Annotated in this window: 24 protein-coding genes and 1 tRNA gene; 12 read left to right on the top strand and 13 right to left on the bottom strand. The window is 61.4% G+C overall.

The features are described from left to right. Nucleotides 1-91: 91 nt before the first annotated feature. Entirely contained in the window at nt 92-1528 is a 1437-nt protein-coding gene (locus IB241_RS15430) for a DegQ family serine endoprotease (RefSeq protein ID WP_192299159.1), read from the top strand. Nucleotides 1529-1598: 70 nt separating this feature from the next. Here the strand turns inward: IB241_RS15430 and IB241_RS15425 are convergent, their stop codons facing one another. Beyond that, nucleotides 1599-3032 (bottom strand): M48 family metalloprotease, encoded by a 1434-nt coding sequence (locus IB241_RS15425; protein WP_192299158.1) that lies wholly within the window; start codon nt 3030-3032, stop codon nt 1599-1601. A 95-nt stretch (nt 3033-3127) separates the two neighbouring features. Between IB241_RS15425 and IB241_RS15420 the strand changes: the two genes are divergently transcribed. Both IB241_RS15420 and IB241_RS15415 read left to right on the top strand, forming a co-directional pair. Beyond that, nucleotides 3128-3367 carry a sulfurtransferase TusA family protein gene (locus tag IB241_RS15420; RefSeq protein WP_010212198.1) on the top strand — a complete coding sequence of 80 codons (240 nt, stop codon included), beginning with the start codon at nt 3128-3130 and terminating at the stop codon, nt 3365-3367. Between the two features lie 31 nt (nt 3368-3398). Continuing rightward, a complete protein-coding gene (locus IB241_RS15415; protein ID WP_192299157.1) occupies nt 3399-4469 on the top strand; it encodes an AI-2E family transporter in 1071 nt (356 codons plus the stop codon). A 145-nt stretch (nt 4470-4614) separates the two neighbouring features. Here IB241_RS15415 and IB241_RS15410 read toward each other — a convergent pair whose 3' ends face one another. Next, entirely contained in the window at nt 4615-5088 is a 474-nt protein-coding gene (locus IB241_RS15410) for a peroxiredoxin (RefSeq protein ID WP_192299156.1), read from the bottom strand. A gap of 10 nt (nt 5089-5098) precedes the next feature. Beyond that, nucleotides 5099-5659, bottom strand: coding sequence for a glycine cleavage system protein R (locus tag IB241_RS15405; protein WP_017137336.1), 561 nt, complete (start codon nt 5657-5659; stop codon nt 5099-5101). Nucleotides 5660-5932: 273 nt separating this feature from the next. On the opposite strand from IB241_RS15405, the gene dapA reads away from it, so the two are divergent. The 5 genes from dapA to IB241_RS15380 all read left to right on the top strand — a co-directional run bounded on the left by dapA (nt 5933) and on the right by IB241_RS15380 (nt 9622). Further along, nucleotides 5933-6811 carry a 4-hydroxy-tetrahydrodipicolinate synthase gene (gene dapA / locus IB241_RS15400; RefSeq protein WP_192299155.1) on the top strand — a complete coding sequence of 293 codons (879 nt, stop codon included), beginning with the start codon at nt 5933-5935 and terminating at the stop codon, nt 6809-6811. A 17-nt stretch (nt 6812-6828) separates the two neighbouring features. Next, complete coding sequence (gene bamC / locus IB241_RS15395) at nt 6829-7944, top strand: outer membrane protein assembly factor BamC (RefSeq protein ID WP_192299154.1); 1116 nt, start codon at nt 6829-6831, stop codon at nt 7942-7944. Nucleotides 7945-7948: 4 nt separating this feature from the next. Continuing rightward, complete coding sequence (locus IB241_RS15390; protein ID WP_192299153.1) at nt 7949-8707, top strand: MBL fold metallo-hydrolase; 759 nt, start codon at nt 7949-7951, stop codon at nt 8705-8707. Between the two features lie 27 nt (nt 8708-8734). Continuing rightward, the gene (purC, locus tag IB241_RS15385; RefSeq protein ID WP_003172493.1) at nt 8735-9448 is read left to right on the top strand and encodes a phosphoribosylaminoimidazolesuccinocarboxamide synthase; all 714 of its coding nucleotides are present in this window, start codon (nt 8735-8737) and stop codon (nt 9446-9448) included. Nucleotides 9449-9532: 84 nt separating this feature from the next. Continuing rightward, a tRNA-Ser gene (locus IB241_RS15380) sits at nt 9533-9622 on the top strand. Between the two features lie 380 nt (nt 9623-10002). Here IB241_RS15380 and IB241_RS15375 read toward each other — a convergent pair. Together IB241_RS15375 and IB241_RS15370 are read right to left on the bottom strand one after the other, a co-directional pair. Next, nucleotides 10003-11229: an MFS transporter gene (locus IB241_RS15375; protein WP_192299152.1), complete on the bottom strand. Its 1227-nt coding sequence runs from the start codon at nt 11227-11229 to the stop codon at nt 10003-10005. A 593-nt stretch (nt 11230-11822) separates the two neighbouring features. Further along, complete coding sequence (locus IB241_RS15370; RefSeq protein ID WP_225595516.1) at nt 11823-12692, bottom strand: hypothetical protein; 870 nt, start codon at nt 12690-12692, stop codon at nt 11823-11825. Between the two features lie 129 nt (nt 12693-12821). Between IB241_RS15370 and IB241_RS15365 the strand changes: the two genes are divergently transcribed. After that, nucleotides 12822-13724 carry a LysR family transcriptional regulator gene (locus tag IB241_RS15365; RefSeq protein WP_192299151.1) on the top strand — a complete coding sequence of 301 codons (903 nt, stop codon included), beginning with the start codon at nt 12822-12824 and terminating at the stop codon, nt 13722-13724. Here IB241_RS15365 and IB241_RS15360 read toward each other — a convergent pair. Both IB241_RS15360 and IB241_RS15355 read right to left on the bottom strand, forming a co-directional pair. Continuing rightward, nucleotides 13716-14474, bottom strand: coding sequence for a substrate-binding domain-containing protein (locus IB241_RS15360; RefSeq protein WP_192299382.1), 759 nt, complete (start codon nt 14472-14474; stop codon nt 13716-13718). The two genes, IB241_RS15365 and IB241_RS15360, sit on opposite strands and share 9 nt — an antisense overlap. Continuing rightward, nucleotides 14474-15778, bottom strand: coding sequence for an MFS transporter (locus tag IB241_RS15355; RefSeq protein WP_192299150.1), 1305 nt, complete (start codon nt 15776-15778; stop codon nt 14474-14476). The genes IB241_RS15360 and IB241_RS15355 overlap by 1 nt, the downstream gene beginning before the upstream one ends. Nucleotides 15779-15976: 198 nt before the next feature. On the opposite strand from IB241_RS15355, the gene IB241_RS15350 reads away from it, so the two are divergent. Continuing rightward, entirely contained in the window at nt 15977-16120 is a 144-nt protein-coding gene (locus tag IB241_RS15350) for a hypothetical protein (RefSeq protein WP_192299149.1), read from the top strand. A 139-nt stretch (nt 16121-16259) separates the two neighbouring features. On the opposite strand, the gene IB241_RS15345 is transcribed toward IB241_RS15350, so the two are convergent. Next, nucleotides 16260-16652 carry a VOC family protein gene (locus tag IB241_RS15345; RefSeq protein WP_192299148.1) on the bottom strand — a complete coding sequence of 131 codons (393 nt, stop codon included), beginning with the start codon at nt 16650-16652 and terminating at the stop codon, nt 16260-16262. Between the two features lie 135 nt (nt 16653-16787). Beyond that, nucleotides 16788-16964 (bottom strand): hypothetical protein, encoded by a 177-nt coding sequence (locus IB241_RS15340; RefSeq protein ID WP_192299147.1) that lies wholly within the window; start codon nt 16962-16964, stop codon nt 16788-16790. 128 nt (nt 16965-17092) lie between these two features. On the opposite strand from IB241_RS15340, the gene IB241_RS15335 reads away from it, so the two are divergent. Continuing rightward, complete coding sequence (locus tag IB241_RS15335) at nt 17093-18016, top strand: LysR substrate-binding domain-containing protein (protein WP_192299146.1); 924 nt, start codon at nt 17093-17095, stop codon at nt 18014-18016. A gap of 55 nt (nt 18017-18071) precedes the next feature. Continuing rightward, a complete protein-coding gene (locus IB241_RS15330) occupies nt 18072-18434 on the top strand; it encodes a 5-carboxymethyl-2-hydroxymuconate Delta-isomerase (protein ID WP_192299145.1) in 363 nt (120 codons plus the stop codon). Nucleotides 18435-18481: 47 nt separating this feature from the next. Here the strand turns inward: IB241_RS15330 and IB241_RS15325 are convergent, their stop codons facing one another. From IB241_RS15325 to IB241_RS15310, 4 genes are all read right to left on the bottom strand, one after another. Then, nucleotides 18482-19417 carry a LysR family transcriptional regulator gene (locus tag IB241_RS15325; RefSeq protein ID WP_192299144.1) on the bottom strand — a complete coding sequence of 312 codons (936 nt, stop codon included), beginning with the start codon at nt 19415-19417 and terminating at the stop codon, nt 18482-18484. A 137-nt stretch (nt 19418-19554) separates the two neighbouring features. Then, on the bottom strand, nt 19555-20742 hold the full coding sequence (locus tag IB241_RS15320; RefSeq protein WP_192299143.1) for a cyanate transporter: 1188 nt from the start codon (nt 20740-20742) through the stop codon (nt 19555-19557). Between the two features lie 252 nt (nt 20743-20994). After that, nucleotides 20995-22425 (bottom strand): aldehyde dehydrogenase family protein, encoded by a 1431-nt coding sequence (locus tag IB241_RS15315; protein ID WP_192299142.1) that lies wholly within the window; start codon nt 22423-22425, stop codon nt 20995-20997. Beyond that, nucleotides 22422-24047 carry a 5-guanidino-2-oxopentanoate decarboxylase gene (locus tag IB241_RS15310; RefSeq protein WP_192299141.1) on the bottom strand — a complete coding sequence of 542 codons (1626 nt, stop codon included), beginning with the start codon at nt 24045-24047 and terminating at the stop codon, nt 22422-22424. The genes IB241_RS15315 and IB241_RS15310 overlap by 4 nt, the downstream gene beginning before the upstream one ends. Nucleotides 24048-24142: the final 95 nt, after the last annotated feature.

Genomic DNA, 24142 nt, shown 5'->3' with positions numbered 1-24142 from the left:
TTGCTTTGTTCGCGGAACAAAAATGTCGGTCGCAGTTTTCGGCGTTTCTTGAACCCTGTCGCTCAACCCTGCTCGTCGTAACGGGAGCTGTATGTCGATACCACGTTTGAAGTCTTATCTATCCATAGTCGCCACGGTATTGGTGCTGGGTCAGGCCTTGCCTGCGCAAGCGGCCGAGTTGCCTGACTTCACCCAACTGGTTGAGCAGGCCTCGCCTGCGGTGGTGAACATCAGTACCACGCAGAAACTGCCGGACCGCAAAGTTTCCAATCAGCAGATGCCGGACCTGGAAGGCCTGCCGCCGATGCTGCGCGAGTTCTTCGAGCGCGGCATGCCGCAACAGCGTTCGCCCCGCGGTGGCGGTGGCCAGCGTGAGGCGCAGTCCCTGGGCTCGGGCTTCATCATCTCGCCGGATGGTTACATCCTCACCAACAACCACGTGATTGCCGATGCTGACGAGATTCTCGTGCGCCTGGCGGATCGCAGTGAGCTGAAAGCCAAGCTGGTGGGTACTGACCCGCGTTCCGACGTGGCCTTGCTGAAGATCGATGGCAAGGACCTGCCGGTTCTCAAGCTGGGTAAATCCCAGGACTTGAAAGCCGGGCAGTGGGTTGTCGCCATCGGTTCGCCGTTCGGCTTTGACCACACCGTGACCCAAGGCATTGTCAGCGCCATTGGGCGCAGCCTGCCGAACGAGAACTACGTGCCGTTCATCCAGACCGACGTGCCGATCAACCCGGGCAACTCCGGTGGTCCGCTGTTCAACCTGGCCGGCGAAGTGGTGGGGATCAACTCGCAGATCTACACCCGTTCAGGTGGTTTCATGGGCGTGTCGTTCGCCATCCCGATCGATGTGGCCATGGACGTTTCCAATCAGCTCAAGAGCGGTGGCAAGGTCAGCCGTGGCTGGTTGGGCGTGGTGATCCAGGAAGTGAACAAGGATCTGGCTGAGTCCTTCGGCCTCGACAAGCCGGCCGGTGCCCTGGTCGCGCAGATTCAGGACGGTGGCCCGGCAGCCAAGGGTGGCCTGCAAGTCGGCGACGTGATTCTGAGCATGAATGGCCAGCCAATTGTCATGTCGGCCGACCTGCCGCATCTGGTCGGCGCGCTCAAGGCCGGCGCCAAGGCCAAGCTGGAAGTGATTCGTGAAGGCAAGCGCCAGACCGTTGAACTGACCGTCGGTGCCATCCCCGAAGAGGGCGCCACCCTCGATGCCCTGGGCAACGCCAAGCCTGGTGCCGAGCGCAGCAGCAACCGCCTGGGTATTGCTGTGGTCGAGATGACCGACGAGCAGAAGAAAAGCTTCGACCTCAAGAGCGGCGTGGTGATCAAGGAAGTGCAGGACGGTCCTGCGGCACTGATCGGCCTGCAACCAGGCGACGTCATTACTCACCTGAACAACCAGGCCATTGAAACCACCAAGCAATTCACCGACATCGCCAAGGCGTTGCCGAAGAATCGTTCGGTGTCCATGCGTGTGTTGCGCCAGGGGCGTGCCAGCTTCATTACCTTCAAGCTGGCCGAATAATCCGCTAGCTCAATTAAAAGCCCCGCCCTCGGTTGACGAGGGCGGGGCTTTTTTGTGGGCGATGGGTGGGTTAGCTCATCATCCCCTTCACCAGGCGTTCCTGTTCGATCAGTTCACGCTGGCGTGCATCGATGCGTGACGATAACGGGAAATTGCTGCCCGCCCTGCGCTTGGCGAAGTCCAACTGCTGGATGGCCTGCTGGAAGTCGCCCACCAGCGCAAAGTACTCGGCGCGTGCCTGGTGCAGGCCAATGATGTTGCCAGACAAGCCGCGCGTTTCGGCGACCTGATACCAGACATCGGGATCATCGGGGCGGGACTTGAGCAAACCGTCCAAGGCTTTCTCTGCATCGGCGGTACGGTTCTGTTTCAGCAGAAGGTCCACGCGCACCTGATTCAACGGATAGTTGCCGGGATATTGCGTGAGCATCCGATCCGTACGCTGTTGCGCATCCGGCAGGCGGTTGTTGTCGATGTCCAGTTGGACTTGAGCCAGGTTGTAGGTGATGTCGTTGGGCGCCTTGGCCAGCAACGGTGCGAGGTTCTCCCGCGCTTCCTTGAACTGGGAGCCTTTGATCTGCGCGATGGCCAAGCCATAACGCGCCACATCGTTTTTCGGGTTCTCGTCCAATTGCGCCTGGAAACGCTTGGCCGCAAGGCCTGGTGTGTCCTCGTATTGCAACTGCACCCGTGCGCGAATCAGTTGATAGCGCAGGCTGTCTTCCTTGCCGCCGGATTTGGCTTGCTCGGCGCGGTTGCGGGTGTCGGCGATCCGCGATTCGGTCACCGGGTGCGTCAGCAAGAATTCCGGTGGCTTGGCGTCGAAGCGGTATTGGCGCATCAGGCGTTCGAACATGGTCGGCATGGAGCGCGGGTCGTAACCGGCTTTTTCCAGGTTGAGGATGCCGATGCGATCGGCTTCTTGCTCGTTCTGGCGCGAGAAGCGGCGCTGTTCCTGGATGGCAGCGGCCTGGGTGCCGGCAATCGCGGCAATGCCGGCGTCACCTGCACCTGCGGCAGCGGCAATGATGCCGCCGAGCAGGGCGGCCATCATCGGGATCTGCATGCGCTGCTGCGCTTCCACACCGCGTGCGAAGTGGCGTTGGGACAGGTGAGCCAATTCGTGGGCCAGTACCGAGGCGTATTCCCCCTCGGTCTGCGCATTGAGGAACAGGCCGCCGTTGACCCCGACGATCCCGCCAGGTGCGGCAAAGGCGTTGAGTTGCGGGCTGTTGATCAAGATGAACTCCAGGCGCCGGTCATTGACCTGGCTGGTCTCCACCAGTTTGTACACGCTGGTTTCGACATAATCCTTGAGTTGCGGATCATTCAGTTGCGAGACCTGGCCCCGCAAGTAGGCCAGCCAGGCACGGCCCAGCTGGTATTCCTGTTGTGGCGAGACAATGGCAGAACTGGCGTCGCCAAGTGACGGCAGGTCGTCAGCGAAGCCTGGGGAGGCCAGCAGGCAAGCCAGCGTCAGCAGGGTGGGGCGCAAAAAAGTCATGCACAGAGCCTTTCGACAAAGAGCTTACTGTAGCCGGACACTGAGCTTCGGACCAGATATTCTAAGCAGCTCAAACCCGTGCCCGGAGTAAAACCATGACCGACGCTGTAGCCTTTGATGCCGAACTCGATGCCAGCGGCCTCAATTGCCCGTTGCCTTTGCTCAAGGCCAAGCTGGAGCTCAATCGATTGGCCAGCGGCGCGGTGCTCAAGGTAATCGCCACGGATGCAGGCTCCCAGCGTGATTTCCGGACGTTTGCCAAACTGGCCGGTCACACCCTGCTGCACGAAGAGGACGCCGCCGGTGTGTACCGTTACTGGTTGCGCAAGGCCTGAACCGTTCGCCCCCACCACCTGAGGTCTATTGATGTTCAAAGTGTTACGAGACTGGATTCAGCGCTACTTCTCCGATGAGGAAGCGGTAGTGCTGGCCGTCCTGCTGTTCCTGGCCTTTACGGCGGTGCTCACTTTGGGTGGCATGCTGGCGCCGGTCCTGGCAGGGATGGTGCTGGCTTACCTGATGCAGGGCCTGGTCACAACCCTTGAGCGGTTGCGCTTGCCGGGCGGTGTGGCGGTGGGGTTGGTATTTGCCTTGTTCATGGGGCTGCTGGTGCTGTTTATCGTGGTGGTGTTGCCGTTGCTGTGGCATCAGCTGATCACCCTGTTCAACGAGCTGCCGGGCATGCTTGCCAAATGGCAGTCGTTGTTGCTGCTGTTGCCGGAGCGTTACCCCCATCTGGTGTCGGACGAGCAGGTGTTGCAGGCCATCGAAGTGGCGCGCGGCGAGATCGGAAAGTTCGGTCAGTGGGCGCTGACGTTTTCCCTGTCCAGCTTGCCGTTGTTGGTCAACATCATGATCTACCTGGTGCTGGTGCCGATCCTGGTGTTTTTCTTCCTCAAGGACCGCGCCATGATCGGCCGCTGGGTGCGCGGCTACCTGCCGCGCGAGCGGGCGCTGATCACGCGGGTGGCCGAGGAGATGAACCGACAGATCGCCAACTACATCCGTGGCAAGGTCATCGAGATCATTATTTGCGGCGGCGTGACCTACATCGCCTTTATCGCCCTGGACCTGAACTACGCCGCGCTGCTGGCATTGTTGGTGGGGGTCTCGGTGGTTGTCCCTTATGTCGGCGCCGTGGTGGTGACGGTGCCGGTGACGCTGATCGCGCTGTTCCAGTGGGGTTGGAGTGATCAGTTCATCTACCTGATGGCGGTCTACGGGATCATCCAGACCCTGGATGGCAACGTGCTTGTGCCGCTGCTGTTTTCGGAGGCGGTCAACCTGCACCCGGTGGCGATCATCTGCGCGGTGCTGTTGTTCGGCGGGTTGTGGGGATTCTGGGGAGTGTTTTTTGCGATTCCCCTGGCGACGCTGTTCAAGGCGGTGCTGGATGCCTGGCCTCGGCAAGAACCCGTGGTAGCGCCACTGTTGTAACGGGCCGCTGTAGTGAGCGGGCTTGCCTCGCGCTGGGGGGCGAAGCCGCCCCAAATCCAACCGCCGCGGTCTTACTGATACACCGAGGTGCCTGGGTTTAGGGCGGCTTCGCCCCCCCAGCGCGGGGCAAGCGCGCTCACTACAGTTATGCTTTGTTCAAGGATTGTGCTGCGGCCAATACGGCATCCACATGCCCAGGCACCTTCACGCCACGCCATTCCTGGCGCAGTACGCCATCCTTGTCGATAAGGAACGTGCTGCGATCCACGCCCAGGTATTCCTTGCCATACAGCTTCTTCAGCTTGATCACATCAAACAGCTGGCAGACCGCTTCGTCCTTGTCGCTGATCAGCTCGAAGGGGAATTCCTGCTTGGCCTTGAAGTTCTCGTGGGACTTCACGCTGTCGCGCGACACCCCGAACACTTCGGTGTTGGCCGCCTTGAACGCTGCGTAGTGGTCACGGAACCCTTGGCCTTCGGTGGTGCAGCCCGGGGTGCTGTCCTTGGGGTAGAAGTAGATCACCACTTGCTTGCCCTTGAGGGCGGCGAGGCTGAAGGTCTGGCCGCTGGTGGCCTGAGCTTCGAAATCGGCTACGGGTGTGTCGATGACAACCGGCATGGGGCGTTCCTTACATAGGGTTCTGTGGGCGCCATGGCTCGATCAATGCGTCGAGGTTCAGGGCATCGGCGAAGTCCAGGAACTGGTCGCGCAACCAGCTGATCTGTACACCAGCCGGCAAGGTCACGGTAAACGTGGCGTTGAGCATGGTGCCGCCGGTTTGTGGTGCCTGGTAGGTGTCGCAGGTCAGGTTCTCCAGCTCGACGTTGTGGTCGATAAAGAACTGGCACAGCTCGTTGACGATGTCCGAACGGTACGCCGAGCTGACATACGCCACATAGGGCAAGGCCTGCGGACGGTTTTCCAGGGCGGCGCTGCGCACCACGTTGACGGTGAAGTTGTGTTTCTTGGCCAGGCCGGGCAGGCCGGTTTCCAGGCGCGCCAGGGCGTCCCAGGAGCCGGAAATCTGCAGGACCAGCGCGCTGCACTCGCCGTGGCGGGTCAGGCGGGAGGTCACGACGGCGCAGCGGTTCTCATGGCTGGCGCGGCACAGGACGTTGGTCAGCTCCATGGGGTTGGCGCCGAGGGCACTGATAACAAGGAATTGTTCGCGAACTGTGGGGGTGGACATGCAGCCTTCCTAAAGCGATGAGCGGTCGATACCGCGTGGGCTGTATCGATCAAAGGATGAAGGGTAGCGAAAACCGTCGCCAAGGGCTAGGAGGTGGCGTTTTCATTGCGTGAACGGCCGGATTTCGACGCGCTTGGAGGCAGCCTTTGGCCCAATGATGGCATTGCCTGTCGTTTAGTTGCGCCAGAACGCATCCTCAGGCGGTACTTTGCTTGTGCAAGCATCTTGGCGCCAGTACCATTACGGCTCTCTTTTTCCGGCAGGAGCGGTTGCATGATTGCGGGCAGTATGGTGGCACTGGTCACACCCATGGATGCACAAGGTCATCTCGACTGGGACAGCCTGGGCAAACTGGTGGACTTCCACCTGCAAGAAGGCACCAACGCCATTGTGGCGGTCGGCACCACAGGTGAGTCGGCCACCCTCGATGTGGAAGAACACATCCAGGTCATCGAATTCGTGGTCAAGCGTGTGGCGGGCCGCATTGCCGTGATCGCCGGTACGGGCGCCAACTCGACGCGCGAAGCGATCGAGCTGACCAAAAACGCCAAGAAGGCCGGCGCCGATGCCTGCCTGCTGGTGACGCCGTACTACAACAAGCCGACCCAGGAAGGCCTGTACCAGCATTTCCGCGCCATTGCCGAAGCGGTCGACATCCCGCAGATCCTCTATAACGTACCGGGTCGTACCGCGTGTGATATGAAGGCCGAGACGGTGATCCGCCTGTCCACCGTACCGAACATCATCGGTATCAAGGAAGCCACCGGCGACCTGCAACGCGCCAAGGACATCCTGGCCGGCGTGAGCAGCGATTTCCTGGTGTATTCCGGTGACGACGCCACCGCTGTCGAACTGATGCTGCTGGGCGGCAAAGGCAACATCTCCGTGACCGCCAACGTGGCCCCGCGTGCCATGAGCGAAATGTGCGCCGCCGCCATCGCCGGTGACGCCGTGACCGCCCGCGCGATCCACGAGAAGCTGATGCCGCTCAACAAGACACTGTTTATCGAATCCAACCCTATTCCCGTGAAGTGGGCGCTGACTGAAATGGGCATGATGCCGGACGGTATCCGTCTGCCGCTCACCCGTCTGAGCGAAGCCTGTCATGAACCGCTGCGACAGGCCCTGCGCCAGTCCGGCGTCCTGGTTTAATTGAGGAAGCACTACGCATGAAGCGATTGGCCGGACTTTCCGCACTTGCCTTGATTATCTCCAGCACCAGTGGCTGCGGTTGGATCTGGGGCCCGGAAGGCTACTTCCGTGACCGCGGCAGCGATTACCTGGAAGCACAAGCAACCAAACCGATGCAACTGCCACCGGACGTCAACGTCGCCAAGCGCCTTGACCCGTTGCTGCCGATCCCGCGCAATGTCGCCGACGACACCACCAAGGGTGAGTACGTTGTGCCACGTCCACAGCCGATCTCGGCCGTGGCCGATGCCAGCGATTACAGCCTGCAGAAGAGCGGTGATTCGCGTTGGATCGTGGCTCAGCGTCCACCCGCCGAAGTCTGGCCAGTGGCAGTGCAGTTCTTCCAGGACAACGGTTTCCGCATCGACCAGCAGCGTCCACAGACCGGTGAATTCACCACGGCATGGCAGCAGGGCAACGAACTGTCCGCCACCATGGCCAAGCGCCTGCAGGCCGGTGGCGTAGCCTCCGACAGCGAAACCCGTGTGCGTGTGCGCATCGAGCCGGGTGTACAGCGTAATACCAGCGAAGTCTATGTGGTCAGCGCCGAGCGTCCTGCCGGCAGCACCGCCAACGTTGATTTCACCAACCGTTCGGTCAACACCGGTGTTGATTCGGCACTGGTCGACGAAATGCTGGCCAGCATGAGCCGTATTTCCGAGAAGGGCGGTTCGGTCTCCCTGCTCGCCGCACGTGATTACGATACTCCGAGCCGTGTCAGCCTCACCGAGGACGGCAGCGGCAACGTGGTGCTGAACCTCGGCGAAGACCTCGACCGTGCGTGGGCCAGTGTTGGTCGCGCCCTGGAGCAGGGCCCTTGGCGTGTTGAAGACATCAACCGCAGCCTGGGCCTGTACTACATCAACGTGGCTGAAAAAGCCGAGCGTAAAGACGACGAGCCAGGTTTCTTCGGCAAGCTGTTCGGCAGCAAACCGACCAAGGAAGAAATCGAGACCCGCGCCGAGCGTTACCAGGTTCGTTTGAGCAAGGTTGGCGAAAGCGTGCAAGTCACCGTCGAGAAGAACATCAACACCGTTGCGCCGGCTGAGACAGCGCGCAAAGTGTTGGGCGTGATTCAGGACAACCTGGGCTGATCCGATGCGTTTTGCCGTTCTCGGCAGCGGTAGCCAAGGGAACGGCACGCTGGTCGCACATGACGACACGTATGTGCTGGTGGATTGTGGTTTCTCGTTAAAAGAAACCGAGCGGCGCCTGCTGCGCCTGGGGGTACACCCCGCGCAGCTGAGCGCGATTCTGGTAACCCACGAACATGCCGACCACGTGCATGGCGTGGGTTTGCTGTCTCGGCGCTACAATCTTCCGGTGTACCTCAGTCGCGGCACCCTGCGCGGGATGCGTAAACCTATCGAGCCTAGAGGTTTCCTGGCCGGTGGCGAGCAACTGCAGATCGGTGCGTTGAGCATTGACGTGATTGCCGTCGCACATGACGCCCAGGAACCGACGCAGTATGTCTTCAGTGGCGGTGAGCGGCGTTTCGGCGTGCTTACTGACCTGGGGTCCTACTGCTCCAAGGTGCTGGACGGCTACCGCGACCTCGATGCGTTGATGATCGAGGCCAACCACTGTCGGGACCTGCTGGCTCGTGGTCATTACCCGTACTTTCTCAAGCAGCGGGTCGGCGGCGAACTGGGACATTTGAACAACCACCAGGCGGCATACCTGGTGTATGAGTTGGGCTGGCAAGACCTGCAACATCTGGTCCTGGCCCACTTGAGCAGCAAGAACAACCTGCCGACGCTTGCCCGGCAATGTTTTGTCGACACCCTCGGGTGCGACCCGGACTGGCTGCAACTGGCCGATCAAGATTCAGGGCTCGACTGGCGACACATCGCCTAGCCCACCTCACTCAAAGCGGAGCCCATCATGGAAAAACGTGAAGAACTCTACCGCGGCAAAGCCAAGTCGGTGTACAAGACCGACGACGCCAACCGCCTGATCCTGCTGTTTCGCAACGACACCTCGGCGTTCGACGGCAAGCGCATCGAACAACTTGATCGCAAAGGCATGGTGAACAACAAGTTCAACGCCTTCATCATGCAGAAGCTCGAAGAGGCCGGCATTCCGACCCAATTCGACAAACTGCTGGGCGACAACGAGTGCCTGGTCAAGAAGCTCGACATGATCCCGGTCGAATGCGTCGTGCGTAACTACGCTGCCGGCAGCCTGGTCAAGCGCCTGGGCGTGGAAGAGGGCCTCAAGCTCAACCCTTACACGTTCGAGCTGTTCCTGAAGGACGACGCCAAGGGCGACCCGTTCATCAACGAATCCCACGTCGTGGCGTTCGGCTGGGGCACCGCTGAACAACTGGCGCGCATGAAGGAGTTGTCCCTCAAGGTCAACGACGTGCTGAGCAAGCTGTTCGACGACGCCGGCCTGCTGCTGGTGGACTTCAAGCTCGAATTCGGTGTGTTCCACGACGGCTCCATCGTCCTGGGCGACGAATTCAGCCCGGACGGCTGCCGCCTGTGGGACAAGGACACCAAGAAGAAGATGGACAAAGACCGCTTCCGCCAGGGCCTCGGTGACGTTATCGAAGCCTACGAAGAAGTCGCCAATCGTCTTGGCGTACCGCTTTAATCGACGCAAGCATCTGATAGCACGGAAAAAAATCTCGCTTCGAGCTTTGCTTTCCTGAACCACGCTGTTATGATGCGCGCCGTTGGAGAGATGCCAGAGTGGCCGAATGGGACGGATTCGAAATCCGTTGTACCTTCACCGGTACCTAGGGTTCGAATCCCTATCTCTCCGCCATACAAATAAAAGCCCCGTAGACCAAAGTCTACGGGGCTTTTTTGTTTTCGGATTTCATTACTCCGCTGTACTACTCAAATCCTTCGGCTTTGACGCAGGCTTTTTATCCGTCTCCTTCACCGTCTCCCGTGGTCTTTTTTTCGCCTCACTTTCTGTCACGTACTCTCCCGTGACCGCATCCCGATACCTCGTTGGCATATAAGCTCCTTGTCAGCCAGTCGCCACGTCGGCGACCTTCCAAGGCTAGTTCAGAGGCGTGGGGGCACGCGCGCCATTGTGTGAGGAGGCATGACGAAGATTGGCCGTCATGTTGCTCACCTGAAACAAAAAAGCCTGCTGGGCTCAATGCTCAGCAGGCTTTTTAGTCAACGACTTTCCGTTTAGGCCGGTTGAGCCACCAGGCTATTGCTCACCTTGCGACCCAGCACCAGCACCGTCACAAAACCCGCCCCGACCAACGCCGTGGCCAGGCTCAACAACACCGAGCTGCCCATCTGATCGACGATCCGTCCGCCGAAGAACGAGCCCAGGGCGATGATCACCTGGAACAAGGCGACGAAGAGCGGCATGCCGCGTTCGACGTCCTTGGGTGCCACGACAAACATCCAGATGCTGGCGCAGGCCGGGAAGGCGCCGAAGGCGAAGCCCCAGAGTGCGATCAGCATCGCTGCGCCGGTCATGCCGGTGGCGAAGTGGGGGAACAGGGCGGTGCTGGTGCCGATCATCAGTGCGACCAGCAGCAGGGTATTGCGCACACTGCGGTTGGCGGCGAAACCGGCAAAGATGTTGCCCAGCACGCCGGCCACGCCATAGAGCAGTAGCAGCGAGCCGATCGTCGGCCCATCGAAACCGGCACTCTGTTTGAAGAAAGGGGCGACGTAGGTATAGGCGGCAAAGTGCGCCAGACCGATCAGCAATACGGCGATCAATCCGACCCGGGCTTGTGGGTTGATAAACAAGGCCGGCAGGTCACTCACGCGGATGGCTTTTTCCGGAGTCAGCCGTGGGAGCAGGAAGACCTGCGCCAGCAACACCGGCACGCCAACCAGTGCAGTCACCAGAAAAGTCATGCGCCAGCCCATCAAGCCGCTGAGCCAGGTGCCTACGGGCACGCCCAACACGGTGGCCAGTGTCACGCCCATCATGATGATCGAGGTGGCCTTCGCCACACCCACGCCTTTGGGCGCCAGGCGGCCGCTGAGGGCGATGGCCGTGGCCCAGAACCCGCCAATGCTGATGCCCAGCAGTACGCGACCGAACAGCAGCAGGTTGAAGTCGCTGGCAAAGGCCACGACCGAGTTGGCGATGATCATGATCAGCGTCAGGCTGATCAGCAGGTAGCGACGGTCCATGGCGCCAATGAACACCGACAGCAAAGGCGCGGCGAGGGCGGCCATGATGCCGGGCAGGGTTACCATCAGTCCGGCATGCCCGGCACTGATACCCAGGTCGCTGGCGACGTCGTTGAGTACGCCTACCGGGAGAAACTCGCTGGTCACCAGGGCGAAGGCGCCAACGGCCACTGAAAGAATGGCCAGCCACTGCTGTTTGACGCTTTGCTGATTATGTTCGGGAAGGCCGCTAGGGGCCTGGCTGGCGCTTGGCATGATGGTGGGTTCCGAGGTGAATGTCGCCTGAAGCCAGGCGAGGGGAGGGAGTCAGGGAGGGGATTATAGGAATCGGTTGCGAATATCGAGCAGGCGCTCGTTTCGATAGTAATCATCAGTGCTATCGATGCGAAGCGTCTGGCAGGCGCGCTCGCAGGCACCGGGGTGTGCCCCGCGTGCGTGTATGCCGATGGCTCTCAAAGAAACTTTCCACACAAGGCATTCCCCTCGTAGCTGTGCATGATCGGTCCCAGGAACATGAAAGGACCGCATGCGTATAGGTAGGACGGAGGAGGGCGTGACTGGCAAACGGGAAGTTGCAGCGGCAGTGGCAACCCAACCCAAAGCGTCATGCCGCACCATTGGCGTTCGGTTTCTTTGGTGGATGATTCCCGCTGATCTGGAGCGGCTGCGTTTTTTGGCTCGGGAAGTGAAAGTTGCGCACCGACACAGCCGGTCAGGCAAGTGATCAGCACGCAGGCGATTAGAATTTTTTTCATTTCAAACCGACTCGGGGGAGGTTTCGACGTTCTCAGTATTGTCGTTCGCGGGTATCGCGATTTCAGCGGCCGTGATCTACGTCGCGGGAGATGTTACTCAGGCGTCAGCTCCAGCACGCGGTTTCTCCCGCCCTCGGCCACCAGATAAGTCCCGCGTCCGGTAGGCACAATCGACTGCGGGGCTTTGAGGAACGACAGAATGGTCTGCTGGCGCCCCTGCTTATCAATCAGCAGCAATCGCGCCCGGTGCGTGGCATCTTCATTGATCCACAGCCCGCGCTCGTCGCACATCAGGAAGGTCGGCTGGTTCAAATTGCCCAGCACCACTGGGTCACTGCCGTCGGCGGTCAGCTCGCGCACCACGCCCTTTTTCTTCTCGTTGTAGAGCAGGCGGCCGTCCGTGCAGCGCACGATGGCTTCGCCTTCCTGCACCTGGTCGCGCAGCACGGTCAGAGACTGGTCGCTCCAGCGGTAACGCAGCAGGCGCCCGGCCGGCTTGCGGTCTTCGATGGCGTAAAGGTCGTCGCCCTCAACCCACACGCCTTGCACGCTGTCACCCTTGAACAGTTCGGTGACCACGCCGTCCTTGTAGAAACTGACGGGCAAGTCGGCGGACTCCTGGCTGAACACCCAGCCGCCGCGGGTTGGCACAATGCCGTCGGGTTTTGACAGGTTGGCCACCACCACCTCGCGCGATCCGTCGGGGTGGATGCGCACGATGCTGCCCTGACCCTTGTCGAGTTCCTGGCTGACCATCAGTGAGCCGTTCGGCAACGGCATCAGCGATGCCGCTTTCGCCACGTCGCGGTGTACCACCTGAACGCTCCAACCGCTCGCCGCACTCACGGGGTAGAAGCTTTGCCAGGCGAAGAAACCGAGGGCGGCGATAACCGGAGCACCGATGAGGCACGCCCCGAGTCGCCAGAGACGCAATGGGTTTTTGTTATGGAATCGGGAGGTCATTGATCGCTCGGTCGATAGGATTCGGCATGCAGACTACGCAGGTGAGGGGGTTTTTTAAATGCGCGCAGGCCTGTTGCCGCTGCATTCGTACGATAATGGCCGACAAATCGACCTCACTGGCCCTTCTTCGTGATCATCAACTTCGACCTCAACGACCTCCAAGCCTTCCGCGCCGTGGTAGACAAGGGCAGCTTTCGCGGCGCTGCCGAGGCGATCCGAATCTCGCAGCCGGCGCTCAGCCGACGTATCGAAAAGCTCGAGTCCGCCCTCGACGTCAAGCTGTTCGAGCGCACCACACGGCGGGTCAGCCTGACCATGGTCGGCCGCGCTTTCCTGCCGCAGGTGGAGCGCATGCTCGACGACCTCGACATCGCGCTGATGGGCATCAGTAACGTTGCCTCCACGCGCATGGGCAATGTCACCATCGCCTGCGTACCGTCGACCGCGTATTACTTCATGCCCCACGTGATCTCCGAATTCCACAAGCTGTATCCGAAAATTCGCCTGCGCGTGCTGGATGCGAGCGCCGGTGAAGTGTGCAACGCCGTGGGAAGTGGCGAGGCGGACTTTGGCGTGAGTTTCAGCGGCAGCCTGGCTGATGAAGTGGAGTTCGAGTTGCTGCTGCAGGAGCGCTATGTGCTGGCGTGTCGCCGTGATCATCCGTTGGCCGGGCGTGAGAGCGTGCCGTGGGCCGAGGCCTACGAACATGACTACATCACCGTGGATAAGACTTCAGGCAACCGCTCCCTGCTGGATCAGGCGCTGCGAGGCGTGCGGGTGAAAAAGCCGAGCATCTGCGAGACGCACCACGTGACCACGATGATCGGGCTGGTAGAGGCGGGGTTGGGGGTGGCGATGGTGCCCTCGATTGCCATGCCGGCGAACGAACACCCGCTGCTGGTCAGTGTGCCGTTGGTGGAACCGCAGGTGATGCGCAACGTGGGCTTGATCAAGCGCCGCGGACGGACGTTGCCGCCGGCGGCGCTGGAGTTGGAGCGATTGGTGCGGGAGATGCCGTTTCGGTCAGCGTGACACCGAGTCCAGGCCGGTGGATTGCACCACCGGTTGCGCTGCGGGCGAGGCGAGGAATTGCAGCAACGCCTTGGCCTGCGCCGGGTGTTCGGCATTGACGGGAATACCCGCCGCAAAACGCGTCACAGACTGCACGTCCTCCGGGATTTTTCCGACGTAAGTCACCCCTGGCACTGGTAACAATTCCGCGACCTGCTGTAGACCGACTTCGTAGTCCCCCTTCGCGACCACCGAGGCCACCGGGATGCGTTCGATCATATTGCCCTTGGCCGGCATGCCGAGTTTGTGGAACAACTCCTTCTCGACATACACACCGCTGGCACTGTCCGAATACGCCACGGACTTGGCCTTGCTCAGCACTGCCTTGAGCTCGGCATCGGTGCCGATCGCCGGTTTGGGCGCGCCTTCCTTCACCACCAGGCCGATGCGCGAGTCCGCCAGTTCCACGCGGGAGGCCTTGTCGACCTTGCCCTGCTTGATCAGGTCATCCAGGGCGTAGCCGACCATGATCACCACGTCAGCGTGTTCGCCACGGGCCAGGCGGTTGGGAATCGCTTCCGGTGCCTTGCCCATCGACGGGCCGAGAATGGTGTCCAGGGTGTCGCCGCTCTGCTGGGCGTATTGCGGGCCCAGTAGTTTATAGGCAGCGGTGAAACCTCCGGAGGTCATCACCTTGAGCTCCTCGGCCTGGGCCGCCAGCGCCAGCGCACCGAGGGCCAGGGCCGTCAGGGTATTGAGCAGCGGCTTCATCATGCCGTCCCCTGCATCACCTGGCCGCGACTGTTGGCGCGGCGATACAGGGCCAGGGTCGAGCACAGCGCGCAGGCTGCGGCGAACATCATCCAGTAGGCCGGCGAAGCCTTGTCCTCAGTGATGTGGATGAACCAGGTGGAGATCGCCGGGGTGAAACCGCCGAAGATCGCGGTCGCCAGGCTATAGGCCAGGGAGAAACCGGCCACGCGCACTTCCACCGGCATGATCTCGGTAAGGGCCGGGATCATTGCGCCGTTGTACATGCCATACAGGAAGGAGAACCACAGCAGGGTTTCCAGCATATGGGCAAAGCTGGGTGCGTTCACCACGTAGGACAGTGCTGGGTAAGCCGTGAGAACGGTCAGCGTCGTCATGGCGATCAGCACCGGCTTGCGCCCGAAACGGTCGCTCAAGGTGCCACCGATGGGCAGCCAGACAAAGTTCGACACGGCCACCAGCAAGGTCACCAGCAGCGCGTCGGACGTGCTCAGTTGCAGCACGGTCTTGCCGAAGGTCGGCGCGTACACGGTGATCAGGTAGAACGCGGTGGTGGTCATCGCCACCATCAGCATGCCGCCGATGACCACGCTCCAGTTCTTCACCAGGGTGGCCAGCACTTCGCGCATGGTCGGGCGATGCTTGCGGTTGGCGAACTCTTCGGTTTCCTGCAGGTTGCGCCGCAGCACAAAGATGAACGGAATGATCACGCAACCGACGGCAAACGGAATGCGCCAGCCCCAATCGGCGACCACGGAGGGCTCCATCCACACGTTCAGGCCGTAACCGAGTGCGGCGGCGACCACGATGGAGATCTGTTGGCTGCCCGACTGCCAGCTGGTGTAGAAGCCTTTGCGGCCCGGGGTGGCCATTTCGGCCAGGTACACCGACACACCGCCCAGCTCCGCGCCGGCCGAGAAGCCTTGCAGCAGGCGTCCCAGCAGCACCAGCAACGGCGCCCAGAGGCCAATGCTGTGATAACCGGGCACCAGCACGATCAACAGCGTGCCGCTGGCCATGATCGACAGGGTCACGATCAACCCTTTGCGGCGGCCGACGTCATCGATGTAGGCGCCCAAGATGATCGCGCCCAATGGACGCATCAGGAACCCTGCGCCGAACACGGCGAAGGTCATCATTAATGACGCAAACTCATTAGCGGCGGGGAAGAACGCGGCAGCAATGTAGGTGGCGTAGAAACCGAACAGAAAAAAGTCGAACTGTTCAAGGAAGTTACCCGAAGTCACGCGAAATACCGCGCCAACTTTAGAGTGGGCAGCGTCGGGCCGGGTTGGACTAGTCATGGTTTTGTGTCTCCAGCGTTCTTTTAAAAGTGCTTGTTTCGCTTAAGACCTAGAATAGTGGCTGACACATTTAGAAATGAAAAGTGACAAATTTGGATGGATTGATGCGCGTTGGTTGTCAATGGCCGGCCCCGCCGCAAATGCCGACGCTGTTCTATGCTTGAAGGTGCGACCCATTTTTAAGGACCGGAGATGGACATGACTGACAAACAGAAACCACGGGAAGTGCCACAGGGTGAGCAACCCCGGCGACGTGAGGAAGAAAAGCCACAGACCTGGAAGCATCCAGACGACGGTACAGAACTTTCCGAACGGGATCAGGAGCGTCCGCTCAAACCCTGATCCCTCGGCGGTGAAGATCAAATGTGGGAGCGGGCTTGTGTGGGAGCGGGCTTGCTCGCGAAGGCGGTGTGTCAGTTACAGATACTTCAACTGACCCACCGCCTTCGCGAGCAAGCCCGCTCCCACAGGGTTTCTATGTTCAGCCTTGGATAGGTGTGCACAACTCCACTAGCGTCCCATCCGGGCAGCGTACATACGACACCACTTGCCCCCACGGCTTGGCGCTCGGCCCCGACAGTTCGGTCGCGCCGTGTTCAAGGGCCTTGGCATGGGCGACGAGCACGTCTTCAGTCACAAACCCCACCTCCATGCCCAAGGGCTGCTTGGAGGCATGCGCCTGCACATGGCCGCCGGGGAAATTCATCTCCCCCAGTTCATGGGCAGCGAACGAGAGCGTGGTCTCGCCAGTTTCCAGCTCGCCATACGTGCCGGATTCATGCAGGAAACGGCGACTGAAGCCGAAGGCTTTTTCAAAAAAATCCAGGGAGGCGGCCACGTCGGGCACGTAGATGATGGTGTAGGCAAATTTCATGGTTGGCGGTCCTTGTCGGTAGTGGGCAGAGGTAGCAGCCCTGGGCGGTAGCTGGCCATCAACAGCAGCGAGGCGAGGCAGAGGGTTGGTTTTATCACAGCAGGGCATCCATTCCACAAGCAGACAAAAAGGGCACTACACCAGCAACGACGTCGGAAACCCCGCCGCCAGCACCACAAAGGCGATCACCGCCGCCAGGCACAAACCGATGAACACGCGCAGTAGCGTCCTCACGGTGGGGGAGGCGATGAACTGAACAACCCAGATACAGAACCCGGCCACGACAATGGCCAAGGCGATAATGACCCACACGATGGTGTTCCCGCGACCTTCAAGCGCTGATTTATAGTCCCAAAGCCGCCGGATGAACAGTGTGCACATAGACGCAGCCCCGCGGGCTTCCTACACTGCGGCTTGTCGTGGGGAAAGGGCAGGCGCCGATGAATCGCAATGAATTACGCAAGGCCGACATCAACCTGATGGTGGTCTTCGAAGCACTGATGCTGGAGCGCAACGTCACGCGGGTCGCGGAGAAGTTGTTTCTCGGCCAGCCCACCATCAGTTCGGCGCTCAACCGTCTGCGCACATTGTTCAACGATCCGCTGTTCATTCGCGTCGGTCATCGCATGGAACCCACCGCGCGCGCCGAGGAAATCATCCAGCACTTGTCGCCGGCTTTGGATTCGCTGTCGTCAGCCTTGAGCCTGACTCACGATTTCGACCCCTCGATCAGTTCCATGACCTTTCGTATCGGCCTGTCCGACGATGTCGAGTTCGGCCTGCTGCCGCCTTTGCTGCGCAGTCTGCGCAGCGAAGCGCCGAAGGTGGTGTTCGTGGTGCAGCACGTCGACTACTGGCGCATTCCCGATCTGCTCGCGTCTGGCGACATCACCGTGGGCATCACCCAGACCCGTGGCCTGCCGGCCAATGCCAAGCGCAAACTGCTGCGCCATATCCGCCCGCGCATCCTGCGCGCCGACGCGTCCGACACACCGCTGACCCTCGATGAATATTGCTCACGGCCCCATGTGCTGGTGTCCCACACCGCCAATGTCTCCGGGTTTGCCGATGAGTGGCTGGCAGAGATCGGCCGCAAGCGCCAGGTGGTGTTATCGGTGCCGCAATACAGCGCATTGCCGGCGCTGCTGGCCGGCACCGATCTGATCGCCAGCCTGCCGGACTACACCGCCGAGGCCATGGCCGTGTCGGGCAACCTGTTCTGCGAGCCGTTTCCGTTCGAGACGCCAACCCTGGATTTGTCCATGGTCTGGCTCAGCCACGTGGACACCGACCCGGCCGAGCGCTGGGTGCGTTCACGACTGGAAGCGTTTATGAGTGACCGCGGCCTGGCAACCCAAGCCTGAGGCGTTTATCCGTGATATATCTAGAAATCTTCCTACGTTAGCCTCGGAGACACCCATGCCGCACCTGCACCTGGAATACACCGCCAACCTGACGCAACTGGACACCGACAAGGCCTTGTTGCGCCTGAACCATGCGTTGGTGGCCTCCGGTCAGTTCGGCGCCGAGTTCGACATCAAGAGCCGTGCGTGCAAGGTCGAGAATTTCCGTGTCGGCACCGGCCTGAACGAGCGTGGGTTTGTTGCGGTGCGCCTGGCATTGCTCAGTGGGCGTTCGCCGCAGGCCAAGAAGCAACTCTCGGAAAGCCTGCTGGCTGTGTTGCAGGAGCTCAATGTGTGGCCTGAAGGCGTGCAGGTTCAATTGAGCGTCGAACTGCTGGATATAGATCGCGATTCCTACAGCAAAGTCGCCATCGGCTGACCCACAACCCCTTGTGGCGAGGGAGCAAGCTCCCTCACCGCAAAGCGTTATAGCAAGCCCTGGTCAGCGCAGACTTTCACCACCTGCTCACGAAACCACGTATTGGCACTGTCCTGCTCACTGGTTTCGTTCCATTGCATATCCAGGGTGAACCCCGGCAACCCGTTGGGCGCCTCGCAGTGGCCAAACACAGTGGCGGGGGCCAGCAGCTTCTGCACGCGGCGCGGCAGGGTGACGATAAAGTCAGTGCCGGTGATCATCTTCAGCGCGGCGCTATAGCTGTTGGCGCGGGCAATCACTTGGCGCTTGTGGGCCTGGCGCGCGAGCCAGCCGTCGATCATGTTGGTGTCGGAGGTCCACGGCGTGGGAAATACGTGGCGCCGTTCGATGAAGGATTGCAGGCTGAACGCCGGCTCTTTCGGCGCCGAGCGCTTGTCGAATACGCACACCAGGTCGTCTTCCAGCAGCATCTGGGTCTTGAAGTCTTTGTGGGCGCGGTGAAAGTGCGGGCCGAAGCAGATCACCAGATCCAGGCGGCCTTCGCGCAGGTCGTCGGCCGGGATGTCGGTTTCCAGTTTCTGCACATTGACGATCACCGGCAGGTCGGCGCGGTCGAAGTTCTTCAGCAGGCGCGGCAGGATCAACTGCTCGAAATACTCCGGAGCACACACATTGAAGGTCACCGCCTTTTGCGTCGGATCAAACGCCTGGCCACCGGCGTGGCACAGGTTGATGCTTTCAAGGATCTTCTGCACATGGCCATACATGCTGGTGGCCTTGTACGTCGGACGCATGCCCGCCCGCGTGTTGATAAACAGCTCATCTTCAAAACTGGTGCGCAGTTTCTTCAGGCTGTAGCTCACGGTTGACTGGCTGACGAACAGTGTTTCGGACACGTCGGTAACGCTGCTCTGGTCGTAGACGGCGATAAACACCATCAAGTCCTGCATATCGAGCTTTCTGAGCAAGTTACTGTTTAACATCGGTTTCGTCCGTAAACCCGTTGTACCGAACTCAGTACAAGACAGCGCAAAAGCTTAACGGAACGGCCGTACCATTAGAAAGCTCTGTAGGGCGTTTCTATGTTTGGCGTGAGACAAATACTGTTGGCAACACGACGTCAGCGGATATGGCGGGCGTAATGCCTGGGGTCGAAGCGCGTGACGATCAGCAGCATCACCACCACTACCGCTGTCAGCGACCACCAAGCCCATTCGAAGCTGCCCAACTGGTCGCGGATCATCCCGGCGATCAGCGGTGACAAGCCCGCAATGAGGTAGCCCACGCCTTGCACAAACGCAGTCAGGCCACCGGCGCGGCGCGGGTTGTGCAGATGGTCTAGCGACAGGATCAGGCTCATCGGGAACAGCCCGCCGATGCCCAGGCCGAGCAGGCACGGCCACAGCAGGCTCAGGTGTTGCGGGCTGAGGATCAGGCCGCAGAAACCCAGGATGATCAGCACCAGCAACACGGCGACCACACCGCGTTTATCCTGGCGACGGTTGGCGATAGCCGGGGTGACCAAGCCGGAAACCACTTCCATCGCCGTCAGAAAACCCAGGAGCAAACCGGCGTTCTGTTCACTCCAGCCTTGCTCCACGTAGTACGGCGCCAGCCACGCCAGTACACAGGTGTAGGACGCTGTACCGAGCCCAAAAAAAACCGCCAGCAGCCAGGCGCGGCGGTTGCCGAAAAACGACTCCTGCGCGCCGGCAGCGGCGTGGGGCAACGGCGGCAATGCTGCGCGCTGTTTGTACCAGCACACCAGGGCCAGCAGCGCGAGCAGCGCCCACACGGCCAGGCCGATGCGCCAGCTGCCGGTCTGCACCTGCACGAACGGCGCGAACGACGCCGCCAATGCCGCGCCGCCCATGATCGCAGTGACGTACAAGCCCATGAACAGCGAGACGTTATCGCTGAAGCGCGACTTGATCAGCGCCGGCATCAACGCCTGGATCAAGGCGATCCCGACCCCGGCGGCAATCGCGCTGACGATCAACTCCAGCGCCGAATCCAAAAACAACCGTGACAGCGTCGCCACGCCAATCACCACCAGCGACCACACAATGCTGCGGTGCTCGCCAATGCGCTTGGCCACGCCCATGCCAAAAAACATCGCCAGCCCCATGGCCATCACCGGCAACATGGTCAGCAAGGCGGCACTGCTGAAACTCAACGGCACCTCGCCGCGTATCGACGACAACAACGGGCCGACCGCCGCCATCGAGGGGCGCAGGTTAAGGGCGACCAGCACCACGCTGATCATCAGCCAAACGGCGGTGGTGGGTTTTGCGTGAACGTTTTCCATGGGCCTGCCTTGAGTGAACAAGGGCGAATCAGGCCACGGGCGGGGCAGGGGGGCAAATCAGAAAGTCGCAGGCACTATTGAAAAAATGCAGGTCGCTGACACACCACCTCTCTAAATGCGGAAACTGGCTTGTGTGGGAGCGGGCTTGCTCGCGAAAGCGGTGTATCAGTCAATACCTTCAGCGACTGACACACTGCATTCGCGAGCAAGCCCGCTCCCACACAATCTCGCGCCGACAGGCGAACTTCAGTGTCAGGTGGGCCTGATCACATGCTTGACCTCCTGAAACGCCGCCAACCCCCACGGCCCCAGCTCGCGGCCGATGCTGCTCTGCTTGTAACCACCCCACGCCGTCTGCGGGAAGATCACCTGCGGTGCATTGATCCACACCAGCCCGGCCTGCAACCCATTGGCCACGCGCGCGGCGGTTTCGGCATCACTGCTGACCACACTGGCCACCAGCCCGAAATCGCTGTCGTTGGCCAAGGCAATTGCCTCGGCTTCAGTGGCAAAACGTCTGACACACAGCACCGGGCCGAAGATCTCTTCGTTCCACAACGCGCTGTCCAAGGGCACATCGGTAAACACCGTCGGCCGGATGAAAAAGCCCTGCGTCAGTTGCGCCGGACGCTCACCGCCGCAGACTAACCGCGCGCCGTCCTCGATACCGCGTCTGATGTGCCCGAGCACGCGCTGGTATTGCGCACGGTTGATCAGCGCACCCATTTCCACCTCGTCGGCAAACGGATCTGCCACGCGGATGCCTTCAGCGCGCAGCTGCAAACGGCGTAGGAATTCGTCGGCCAAATTGTCGGCCACCAGCACGCGGCTGGTCGCCGAACAGATCTGTCCCGCGTTGAAAAAACCACCGCCGCACGCCAGCTCTACGGCGAGGTCGAGGTCGGCATCGGCCAGTACCAGCAGCGAAGATTTGCCGCCCAATTCCAGGCTTACGCCCTTGATGGTTTCGGCCGCGCGCTGCATCACCTGCACCCCCACGGCATTGCTGCCGGTGAAGGAAATCTTCGCCACGCGCCGGTCCGCTGCCAGCGGCGCACCCACCGCCAGGCCGGTGCCGCAGACCAGGTTGAACACGCCCGCCGGGAAGCCCGCAGCGGCGATGATCCGCGCCAGTTGCAGCTCGGCCAACGGCGTGACCTCCGACGGTTTGAGCACCACGCAGCAGCCGGCGGCGAGGGCCGGCGCGAGTTTCCAGGCGGTGGTCACCATCGGAAAATTCCACGGTACAATCAGCCCCACCACGCCGCACGGTTCGCGGCGCAAGCGTGCGCTGAAATCCGTGGTGGGCAACTCGACCGGACGGTCCTGCCCGGCGTCCATGTCCTCGGCAATCGCGGCGTAGTACTCGAAGGTGGCGATCACGTCGTCTACATCGATACCCGCCTCAAACAGCGGTTTGCCGTTGTTGCTCGATTGCAACTGCATCAGCGGTTCGCGCTGCTCGGCCACGCCTTTGGCGACCTTGCGCAACAGTGCGCCGCGGTCCCTGCCAGTGCTTTTCGACCAGTCGCCGAATGCCGCACTGGCCGCGTCCACCGCCCGCGTTACCGCCGCGGCATTGCCCACGCTGACGTGCGCCAACACCGCTTCGGTGGCCGGGTTGATCACCTCCAGCATCTCGCCACCGGCCAGCCATTCACCGTTGATAAACACGCCGTTCATACCGCCACCTCCTGCATCCAAAGTCCCTGGTCGATTTCAATCAGCGTCGGCCCTTGGCGATCAATGGCGGCGCGCAACGCGGCGCGCAATTGCGTGATGCCCTGGATGCTCTCGGCGGCGCAGCCCAGTGCCTTGGCCACGCCGATGAAGTCGGGGGTGTAGATGTCTACGCCGACGGGGTCGATGGCGCGGTTGAGCATGTATTTCTTGATCTCTTCGTAGCCCTGGTTATTCCACAGCAGCACGATGATCGGCGTGCGTGCCTCCACCGCACTGGCCAGTTCCGGCAGGGTGAATTGCACGCCGCCGTCACCGATCAGGCACACCACCGGTTGCCCGGTGCCACGTCCCAGCCAGGCGCCGATCGCGGCGGGCAGGGCGTAGCCCAGGGTGCCGTAGCCGGTGGACGAATTGAACCAGCGGCGCGGGTGGTCGAGGTTCAAGGTGAGGTTGGCGCTGTACACCGGTTGGGTGGAGTCGCCGACGATGACGGCATCGGGCAGTTCTTGCAGGACGGTGTCGAGGAACAGGGTTTGCGCGCGGGTGGCGGCGTCCCAGGTGGGCGCCAGTTCGGCCCACAACCGGGCAACGCGCGGTGCGCCCCAGTTGGCCTCGCGTGGGGCCAGTGGTTGGCGGTTCAGCTCGCTCAGCAGCGCCTCGGCGGCGATCTGTGCGTCGGCCACCAGCGCCACTTGCGGCGGGTAGTTGCGCACGGTCTGGTCGGCGTCGATGTCGATGCGCAGCAGGGCGCCGGGAATCTTGAAACCGCCGGCGAAGGTGACGTCGTAGTCGGTCTCGGCCAGCTCGGTGCCGATGGCCAGCACCACATCCGCTTCGGCGACCAGGGCGCGGGTGGCGAGCAGGGTCTGGGTCGAGCCGATCAGCAGTGGGTGAGTCGAAGGCAGCATGCCTTTGGCGTTGATGGTCAGGGCCACCGGCGCCCCCAGCGCGTCTGCCAGCCGGGTCAGTTCGGGGGCCGCATCGATGGCACCGCCACCGGCCAGGATCAACGGCCGCTTGGCCGCCGCCAGCAACTGGCTCATCTGCTTGACCGCTGCCGGCGCCGCCCCGGCACGCGCCACGCTGACCGGCTCGCTGCCGAGCAGTGCGTCGGCGTTTTCCACCAACACATCCAGCGGAATCTCGATGTGCACCGGCCGCGGCCGCCCGGCCTGGAACAGCGCGAACGCCCGCGCCAATACGCCGGGCAACTCGGCTGCCGACATCAAGGTATGGGAGAACGCCGCCACGCCGGCCATCATCGCGCCCTGGTTCGGCAACTCATGCAACTTGCCGCGCCCGCCGCCCAGCTGGCTGCGCGACTGCACGCTGGAAATCACCAGCATCGGGATCGAGTCGGCATACGCCTGGCCCATCGCAGTGGTGATGTTGGTCATGCCGGGGCCGGTGATGATGAAACACACGCCGGGCTTGCCGCTGGTGCGTGCGTAGCCGTCGGCCATGAAACCGGCGCCCTGTTCATGGCGCGGGGTGACATGGCGGATGCTGGAACGGGCCAGGCCGCGATACAACTCCACGGTGTGCACGCCGGGGATGCCGAACACCTGGTCCACGCCATAGCCTTCGAGGAGGTTGACCAATACTTCGCCGCAGGTCGCCATTGAGGTCGCTCTTGTTATGGATTCGAGGCGGTATTGGAGCGGCTGGCCGGTAGCGGCAACAATCGATAAAAAGTCATACTAGCCATGTCTCCACG

Origin of the sequence: Pseudomonas sp. PDM05 (genome assembly GCF_014851685.1) — a bacterium.
Lineage (GTDB): Bacteria > Pseudomonadota > Gammaproteobacteria > Pseudomonadales > Pseudomonadaceae > Aquipseudomonas.
This window is presented reverse-complemented; position numbering and strand designations above follow the sequence as displayed.

Excerpts from the sequence above, each read along its gene's own strand:
- IB241_RS15375 (WP_192299152.1), bottom strand. The coding sequence starts at position 11,229 with ATGCCAAGCGCCAGCCAGGCCCCTAGCGGCCTTCCCGAACATAATCAG.
- IB241_RS15325 (WP_192299144.1), bottom strand. The coding sequence starts at position 19,417 with ATGTTAAACAGTAACTTGCTCAGAAAGCTCGATATGCAGGACTTGATG.
- IB241_RS15370 (WP_225595516.1), bottom strand. The coding sequence starts at position 12,692 with ATGACCTCCCGATTCCATAACAAAAACCCATTGCGTCTCTGGCGACTC.
- IB241_RS15355 (WP_192299150.1), bottom strand. The coding sequence starts at position 15,778 with ATGACTAGTCCAACCCGGCCCGACGCTGCCCACTCTAAAGTTGGCGCG.
- IB241_RS15390 (WP_192299153.1), top strand. The coding sequence starts at position 7,949 with ATGCGTTTTGCCGTTCTCGGCAGCGGTAGCCAAGGGAACGGCACGCTG.
- IB241_RS15345 (WP_192299148.1), bottom strand. The coding sequence starts at position 16,652 with ATGAAATTTGCCTACACCATCATCTACGTGCCCGACGTGGCCGCCTCC.
- IB241_RS15420 (WP_010212198.1), top strand. The coding sequence starts at position 3,128 with ATGACCGACGCTGTAGCCTTTGATGCCGAACTCGATGCCAGCGGCCTC.
- IB241_RS15310 (WP_192299141.1), bottom strand. The coding sequence starts at position 24,047 with ATGGCGACCTGCGGCGAAGTATTGGTCAACCTCCTCGAAGGCTATGGC.
- purC (WP_003172493.1), top strand. The coding sequence starts at position 8,735 with ATGGAAAAACGTGAAGAACTCTACCGCGGCAAAGCCAAGTCGGTGTAC.
- bamC (WP_192299154.1), top strand. The coding sequence starts at position 6,829 with ATGAAGCGATTGGCCGGACTTTCCGCACTTGCCTTGATTATCTCCAGC.
- IB241_RS15320 (WP_192299143.1), bottom strand. The coding sequence starts at position 20,742 with ATGGAAAACGTTCACGCAAAACCCACCACCGCCGTTTGGCTGATGATC.
- dapA (WP_192299155.1), top strand. The coding sequence starts at position 5,933 with ATGATTGCGGGCAGTATGGTGGCACTGGTCACACCCATGGATGCACAA.
- IB241_RS15330 (WP_192299145.1), top strand. The coding sequence starts at position 18,072 with ATGCCGCACCTGCACCTGGAATACACCGCCAACCTGACGCAACTGGAC.
- IB241_RS15425 (WP_192299158.1), bottom strand. The coding sequence starts at position 3,032 with ATGACTTTTTTGCGCCCCACCCTGCTGACGCTGGCTTGCCTGCTGGCC.
- IB241_RS15315 (WP_192299142.1), bottom strand. The coding sequence starts at position 22,425 with ATGAACGGCGTGTTTATCAACGGTGAATGGCTGGCCGGTGGCGAGATG.
- IB241_RS15335 (WP_192299146.1), top strand. The coding sequence starts at position 17,093 with ATGAATCGCAATGAATTACGCAAGGCCGACATCAACCTGATGGTGGTC.
- IB241_RS15430 (WP_192299159.1), top strand. The coding sequence starts at position 92 with ATGTCGATACCACGTTTGAAGTCTTATCTATCCATAGTCGCCACGGTA.
- IB241_RS15350 (WP_192299149.1), top strand. The coding sequence starts at position 15,977 with ATGACTGACAAACAGAAACCACGGGAAGTGCCACAGGGTGAGCAACCC.
- IB241_RS15410 (WP_192299156.1), bottom strand. The coding sequence starts at position 5,088 with ATGCCGGTTGTCATCGACACACCCGTAGCCGATTTCGAAGCTCAGGCC.
- IB241_RS15405 (WP_017137336.1), bottom strand. The coding sequence starts at position 5,659 with ATGTCCACCCCCACAGTTCGCGAACAATTCCTTGTTATCAGTGCCCTC.
- IB241_RS15415 (WP_192299157.1), top strand. The coding sequence starts at position 3,399 with ATGTTCAAAGTGTTACGAGACTGGATTCAGCGCTACTTCTCCGATGAG.
- IB241_RS15360 (WP_192299382.1), bottom strand. The coding sequence starts at position 14,474 with ATGAAGCCGCTGCTCAATACCCTGACGGCCCTGGCCCTCGGTGCGCTG.